General features: G+C 47.9%; 2 protein-coding genes. Both read left to right on the top strand.

Annotation, left to right across the window (positions count from 1 at the left end):
* The first annotated feature begins 644 nt into the window (after nt 1-644).
* Entirely contained in the window at nt 645-1,388 is a 744-nt protein-coding gene (locus QUA24_RS23120; RefSeq protein ID WP_333232374.1) for a hypothetical protein, read from the top strand.
* Between the two features lie 205 nt (nt 1,389-1,593).
* Nucleotides 1,594-7,242 carry an AAA family ATPase gene (locus QUA24_RS23115; RefSeq protein ID WP_333232372.1) on the top strand — a complete coding sequence of 1,883 codons (5,649 nt, stop codon included), beginning with the start codon at nt 1,594-1,596 and terminating at the stop codon, nt 7,240-7,242.
* The last annotated feature ends 41 nt before the right edge of the window (nt 7,243-7,283 follow it).

Raw genomic sequence — 7,283 nt, 5'->3', positions numbered from 1 at the left:
GATGTGTGTTCTCTGTTTGACCCTCATGAATGAGTGTCAGTAACATCATACCTCATCTTTCTGAGAAAGGCTATAAGATATGACATGACCCAGACTTTTTTGTTGAGTCTGCTATAGGATAACAGTCTCTGTCCTCCTATCACAGTAGTCCGTGTCAGTATATCTACATAATCGTAGATTTACTTAGTTAGGCTAACAAATTTAGGCAGGACGAAACCTAGACTGAAACTGGATTATATAAATTTGAGATTCAAATTTTACCGATAACCTCTAATTTTCAAAGTGCTTCAGATAAATAAAAAGCAATCAGTAGCCTCCGTATAATTACTGAATAATGGGAAATACTCAGTATTGAATGAGCAGTTTGGACAGTTGGCTAAACAGTAGTTTTCCTGATGGCTCTAACAAAAATTTTAAGTTACAATCGCTTGAAGCGATGAAAGTGCCTTCACTCATTTTTAGGGACTCCAAGTTGTGACTGCATCAGTCTGATCTTATTTGACTGATTGCCCTTAATGTGAGGAGATTTTAAAAAATTTCCTGTTACGAATAAGCCGCTATTTCAAATTCCTTGGAACAGGGGAAATTTGGGTATAGCTAACTTCAACTCCTAAATAGTTGCCCATTACTTGAGGAAAATTGAGATGAAAACACTTCTAGATATAATAGAGAAAAAGAATCTGGAGTTTGCTCAGTTGCCGTTTTTCGAGTATATGAAAGATGAAAGTGTGGAGCCTTGCCAAAAACTGGCATTTGCGCCAGTGATTACCCCACTGGCGCTGGAGTTCAGCGAGTTGTGCAAGCGGGTTTTGCGACAGGAACCCACGACAAACAAGATTCAAGAAATCGTGAATCGGCACACTTATGAAGAACATTTTCACTGGCAATGGCTGCTGGAAGATATGGAGAAGATGGGCATGAATTATTCCATGCCTTTCAGCGACGTTGTGCGATTCATTTGGAGTGATCACACCAAGGTATCTCGCTCCATGCTTCCTCTGTTTGAACGCTACACCTACGAAGCCGATCCGATCATGAAGCTGGTGGCGATCGAGGTTTCTGAAGTCACAGCCAATGTTTTTTTCCGGGCAACCAATCCGGTGGCAATGCAACTGCAAGCCATGACAGGGGATGAATTACGCTATTTTGGTATGTGCCACAATCACATTGAAAATACCCACACGCTCCATACTCCAGCCTCTGTGCAAGCCATCAGAGAACTTGAAGTGCCAGAGGAGATTCGCCAACAAGCGATGGAGTTTATTGATGTCGCCTTTGACTATTTTGCAGAACTGGTCAATGAATTTTTGGTTTACATCAAAACTCATTCCTACGAAAATCCGTTTGGCAAGGCGGCTCTTTCAGAGCCAGTGTTGAGCGCCGTCTAATTTATTGCCATTGGTCAGTTATTGTAGCGATGGTATAACGGATAACACTTCTGTTCTACCATCGTTTTTCAGTAGTATTATGTTTATACTTACACATGGCTTGTGATCTATCTATTCCATCGGTTTATGCTGAAAAAAATATGAGTGTAGTGTGAAAGTAACCTTGAGAGTGGATAGAATGAATCCATTGTCTTGAATAGGGTTTATGCTAAAGAGCTTGATTGGAATTCCAGGATATCGAATTCATGAAATGATTTACACCAGTTCCAGAACGGTGGTTTACCGGGGCTGGCGCGAGTCGGATCTAACCCCCGTTGTGATCAAACTTCTAAAAACGGCTTATCCCAGCCTGGTTGAATTAGCACAATTCAAGAACCAATATGCGATCGCCCAAAGTTTGAACATGGCTGATGTTGTCCGTTTCTATAGTCTGGAAACCTACCAAAATCAGCTTGCTCTAATTATGGAGGACTTCGGAGGAATTTCACTCAAGGAGTATGCAGCGCTTTGGGGTCAGCAGTCTGAAGTGAACACCTCACTTCATAAGCCTCCTCGCTACGAGCCACTGTTTCTCACAGAATTTTTGCAGATTGCGATCGCCCTTGCCCAATCGCTCCACAATCTCTACCGTCATCGCATTATTCATAAAGATATCAAGCCTGCCAATATTTTAATTCATCCCACAACCAAGCAGATTAAGCTGATTGACTTTAGCATCGCTTCCCTGCTGCCCAGAGAAACGCAACTTTTGACCAGTCCTTCAGTGCTGGAAGGGACGCTGGAGTATTTATCCCCCGAACAAACCGGGCGGATGAACCGGGGCATTGACTACCGCACCGATTTCTATTCGCTAGGCATCACCTTCTACGAATTGCTCACTGGCCAGTTACCGTTTCAATCGGACGATGCGCTCGAACTGATACATTGCCACATCGCCAAACAAGCCCCCGCCGTCCATAACCTGAATCCTGCCGTGCCCCAGCTCCTCTCGGAGGTGGTGAGCAAACTGATGGCGAAAAATGCCGAAGATCGCTATCAGACCGCCTGGGGACTGAAGCACGACCTGGAAACCTGTTTGCATCAATGGAACGCAACGGCCATCATTGTGCCGTTTAAGCTGGGATACCGGGATACTTGCGATCGCTTCGTGATTCCTGAAAAGCTGTATGGTCGGGAAGCGGAAGTGACCATGCTGCTGGCAGCCTTTGAGCGGGTGCAGCAGGGTGCCACCGAACTGATGCTGGTGGCAGGCTTTTCCGGCGTGGGTAAAACGGTCGTCGTCCACGAAGTGCACAAGCTGATCGTGCGCCAACACGGGTACTTCATCAAAGGCAAGTTCGATCAATTCCAACGCAACATCCCCTTCTCGGCGTTGGTGCAGGCGTTCCGCGACTTGATGGGGCAACTGCTGACCGAGAGCGATGCCCAGATCGATCTATGGAAGACCAAGATTCTGGCGGCACTGGGGGAGAATAGCCAGGTGATCATCGAAGTAATTCCAGAACTCCAACGAATCATTGGTGAGCAGTCTCCTGCGTCGGAACTGTCCGGCAGTGCAGCCCACAATCGCTTTCATCTGTTGTTCCAAAAGTTCATCCAGGTTTTCACCACGCAAGAGCATCCCCTGGTGGTTTTTCTGGATGACCTGCAATGGGCAGACTCCGCCTCGCTCAAGCTGATGCAACTGCTGATGAGCGAAGCAAAAAGCCACTATTTGCTGCTGGTGGGCGCGTATCGGGATAACGAAGTTTCGTCCGCGCATCCGTTAATGCAGATGATCGAAGAACTGCAGCAGGCATCGGTCACGGTCAATAAAATTGCTCTAGCTCCCTTAACCCCCATCCACCTGAATTGCTTGATTTCCGATACTCTAAATGCCTCACCAGAGCAAGCAATGGCCTTGACAAAGTTGGTGCATCAAAAGACCCAGGGGAATCCTTTTTTCAGCATTCAACTTGTTAAATCGCTTTATGACGATGGACTGATTGTGTTTGATGCCTCCGTGGGCGGTTGGCATTATGACATCGCCCCAATCCGCGCTATGAGCCTGATTGAGGATGTGGTGGAATTTGTGGCCAAGCAATTGCAGAAGTTGTCGCTGGAAACCCAAAATGTCTTGAAACTGGCGGCTTGTATTGGCAACCAGTTTGACCTGGAAACGTTGGCGATTGTGTATGAGCAATCTCCCACAGAGACGGCTGCTGCTTTATGGCAAGCCCTCAAAGAAGGAGTGATTTTGCCTTTGGGCGACGAGGGATACAAATTATTCCCGGCCGATGGTTGGACACTTGTGACAGAAAATGCACCCATCCCTAACGCTCAGGAAAAACAGATCGTCTCCTACCACTTTCTTCACGATCGCGTCCAACAAGCAGCCTACTCGTTGATTCCAGACGATGACAAACAGGCGACTCATCTCAAAATCGGGCAACGGCTGTTGAGCAATGTGCCAGAAGCCGAGCGAGAAGCCAACGTTTTTGAGATTGTGAATCACCTGAATATCGGTATCGAGTTGATTCGATCGCACGACGAGCGGGAGCAACTCGCTCAACTCAACCTGCTCGCAGGACGAAAAGCCCTCGCTTCCACCGCACACAAAGCTGCTATTGAGTATTTGACCGGGGGAATCCGCTTGCTGCGATCGGACTGCTGGCATCGTCAGTATGCGTTAACCCTGTCTCTGCATGAGTCAGCGGCTGAAGCAGCTTATCTCTGCGGAGCCTATGAGCAGATGGAGGAACTGGGTGAGGCCGTGATGCAGCAAGCCAAGACTTTGCTCGATCGCGTGGGCATTTACGACATCAAAATTCAGGCCTATACAGCCCAAAATAATGTGCTGGCTGCGATCGCGATCGCTCGGCAAGCAATGGCACAGTTCGGCCTGGTTTTTCCTCTTGAACCCACCCCGGCTGACATTCAGGCAGCCCTCCAAGAAACGGCTGTTCTGCTGGGCGGGCGTAATCCAGAAGAACTGGTCGATTTGCCGATGATGACGGCGGCAGACAAACTGGCGGTTGTTCAAATTGTGGCCAGTGTGGCTCCCGCTGTTTATATTGCCGCCCCAAATCTGTTTCCGTTGCTCATTTTGTCGCAGGTGAAAGCCTCGATTCAGTATGGTAATGCGCCCTTTTCTGCGTTCTGCTATGCCTGCTACGGAATTCTTCTAAACGGGATTTTGCAAGACGTTGAAGTGGCCACTCGGGTGGGCAAATTGGCGTTAGGGTTGAATGCCAAGTTGAATATCAACGTCATCAAGCCCACGGTTTTATATGTCGTGGGTGCTTTCATCATCTATCTGAAATCTCATCTCCAGAATGCTGTGCAGTTGATGTTGGAAGGCTATAAAATTGCGCTCGACACGGGAAATATCTATTACGTCGGCTTCAATGCGAAAGATATTTGTCAGTATTCCTATTTCCTGGGGCGGGAACTGCCTCGGCTAGAGGAAGATATGCAGGCTTATAGTCTTGTCCTGGAGAATTTCCAACTAACTACCACCCTCAACTACTGCCGGATCTATCATCAAGCGGTTCTTAACTTACTAGGCAAGGCTCAGAATGCTTGTGTTATGACTGGTCAAGCATTGAACGAGGAAGAATTATTACCTCAGCTAATTGCTGCAAATGAATTTACAGGACTTCACTATTTCTACGTTCATAAACTAATTCTCTGCTATCTGTTTGGGGATCTGTCTTTGGCGATCGCAACTGCTACTCAAGCCAGACAGTATCTAGGAGGAGGCACCGGATACGCCACGATTCCGGTCTTTGAGTTTTATGATTCGCTCACTGCGCTGGCTGCCTATCCTACTGCTACATTGTTGGAACAGGCAGAATTGCTGCAACGAGTGACTGAGAACCAGCAAAAAATGCAAACCTTGGCCAGTCATGCGCCCATGAATTATCTGCATAAATTTGAGTTGGTGGCAGCGGAACGGTGTCGGGTGTTGGGTCAAACGGCGGTCGCGCTCGATCACTACGATCGCGCGATCGCGGCGGCCAAAGCCAACGAATACACGCAAGAAGAAGCCCTTGCCAACGAACTTGCAGCTCGATTCTATCTAGACTGGGGCAAAGAAGCGATCGCTCAGGTTTACCTGACGAATGCCTATTATGCCTACGGACGCTGGGGCGCGAAGGCAAAGCTAGATGACCTGGAACACCGCTATCCCCAACTCTTGACTCCGATCGTGCAGGGCGACGACGCAAGCTCTCCCATCCGGGCCGTTCGCTCCACCACCACCGGGGCGGGACGTAGTAGCAGTTCCAGCATTTCCGAAGCTCTAGATTTGGCAACGGTGATCAAAGCATCTCATGCGCTGGCCGGAGAAATTGAGTTGGAGAAGCTACTGGCAACGTTGATGCAGGTAGTGGTTGAAAATGCCGGAGCCGAAAAATGTGTACTGCTGCTGCGACATGAGGAAAATTGGGTGATTGTGGCCCAAACCGCGACCAATATTGAGCTCGAAACTCCGTTAGAAGTGGGGACCCAACGCTCCCAACTCGGTGAAAATTCGGCGTTTGGCTTGCGCTCGCGACTCCTGCGATCGAGCCGCGACATTCCCCACTCCGTTGTCAACTATGTTTCCCGCACTGCCGAGCCTTTAGTGCTGGATGATGCGCGACAGGAAACGACCTTTGCCACCGATCCCTACATGATTCAAAAACAGCCCAAAAGCTTGCTGTGTATGCCAATCTGTAATCGCGGCAATCTGATTGGCATGGTGTATCTGGAAAATAATTTGACCATCGCCGCTTTCACCCGCAGCCGTATGGAGGTTCTGCGGTTGCTCACGGCGCAGGCAGCGATCTCGCTACAAAATGCAATGCTATACAACAAGCTTGCCCTGGCAAAAGCGCAAATGGAGCAAGCAAACCACACGCTGGAAGAGCGAGTGGATCAGCGAACTCAGGAATTGCACGAGAAAAATCAACATCTCTCTGCCACCCTAGAGCAACTGCAACGCACGCAAACCCAATTAATTCAAACTGAGAAAATGTCAGGGTTGGGGCAACTGGTGGCTGGAGTGGCCCATGAAATCAACAATCCAGTGAACTTCATCTACGGCAATCTGATCCACACTGCTGAGTATACGGGGCATTTACTGGACTTAGTGGAGCTTTATCAACAGACCTATCCTGTGACCAACCGCCAAATTGAGGAGAAGATTACAGAAATCGACTTGGAGTTCCTGATTGAAGACTTGCCCAAGATACTGAGTTCAATGAAAGTAGGGGCCGATCGCATTCGTCAAATTGTCCTATCCCTGCGAAACTTCTCGCGACTGGATGAAGCAGAAATGAAGCCTGTTGACATCCATGAGGGAATTGACAGCACACTCATGATTTTGCAAAATCGGCTGAAAGCAAAACCCGATTCTCCTGCCATTGAAGTTATCAAAGAATACGGCGATTTACCAAAGGTAGAGTGCTATGCAGGTCAGTTGAACCAGGTATTTATGAATATTCTGGCAAACGCGCTTGATGCTTTAGATAACTACAACGCTCAGCGTTCTGCGAAAGACGCACTCAATAATCCAAGTTGCATCACAATTCGGACTAAGTTATTTACTAACAATACTCAGCCTAGTCATTCTAAAAGAGTGGTGATTCAAATTCAAGACAACGGTTCGGGGATGACGCAACAGGTTAGACAACAGTTGTTTGACCCCTTCTTCACCACAAAACCTATTGGTAAAGGGACTGGATTGGGACTGTCAATTAGCTATCAAATTGTAGTTGCTAAACATGGTGGCTCCCTCCAATGCTTTTCTGAACCCGGTCAAGGGGCTGAATTCTGGATTGAAATTCCTGTTAGCCAAAGCAGTAGTGACTGTACTGCTGTGGCTAACTGAGTATTCGTAGGACTTGGAGGAGCGGTATTTGAGAAATAAGG

It is taken from the genome of Microcoleus sp. Pol12B5, assembly GCF_036701335.1.
Lineage (GTDB): Bacteria > Cyanobacteriota > Cyanobacteriia > Cyanobacteriales > Microcoleaceae > Microcoleus.
Note: the sequence above shows the minus strand (reverse complement) of the source record. Positions and strands in the feature narration are given on the sequence as shown.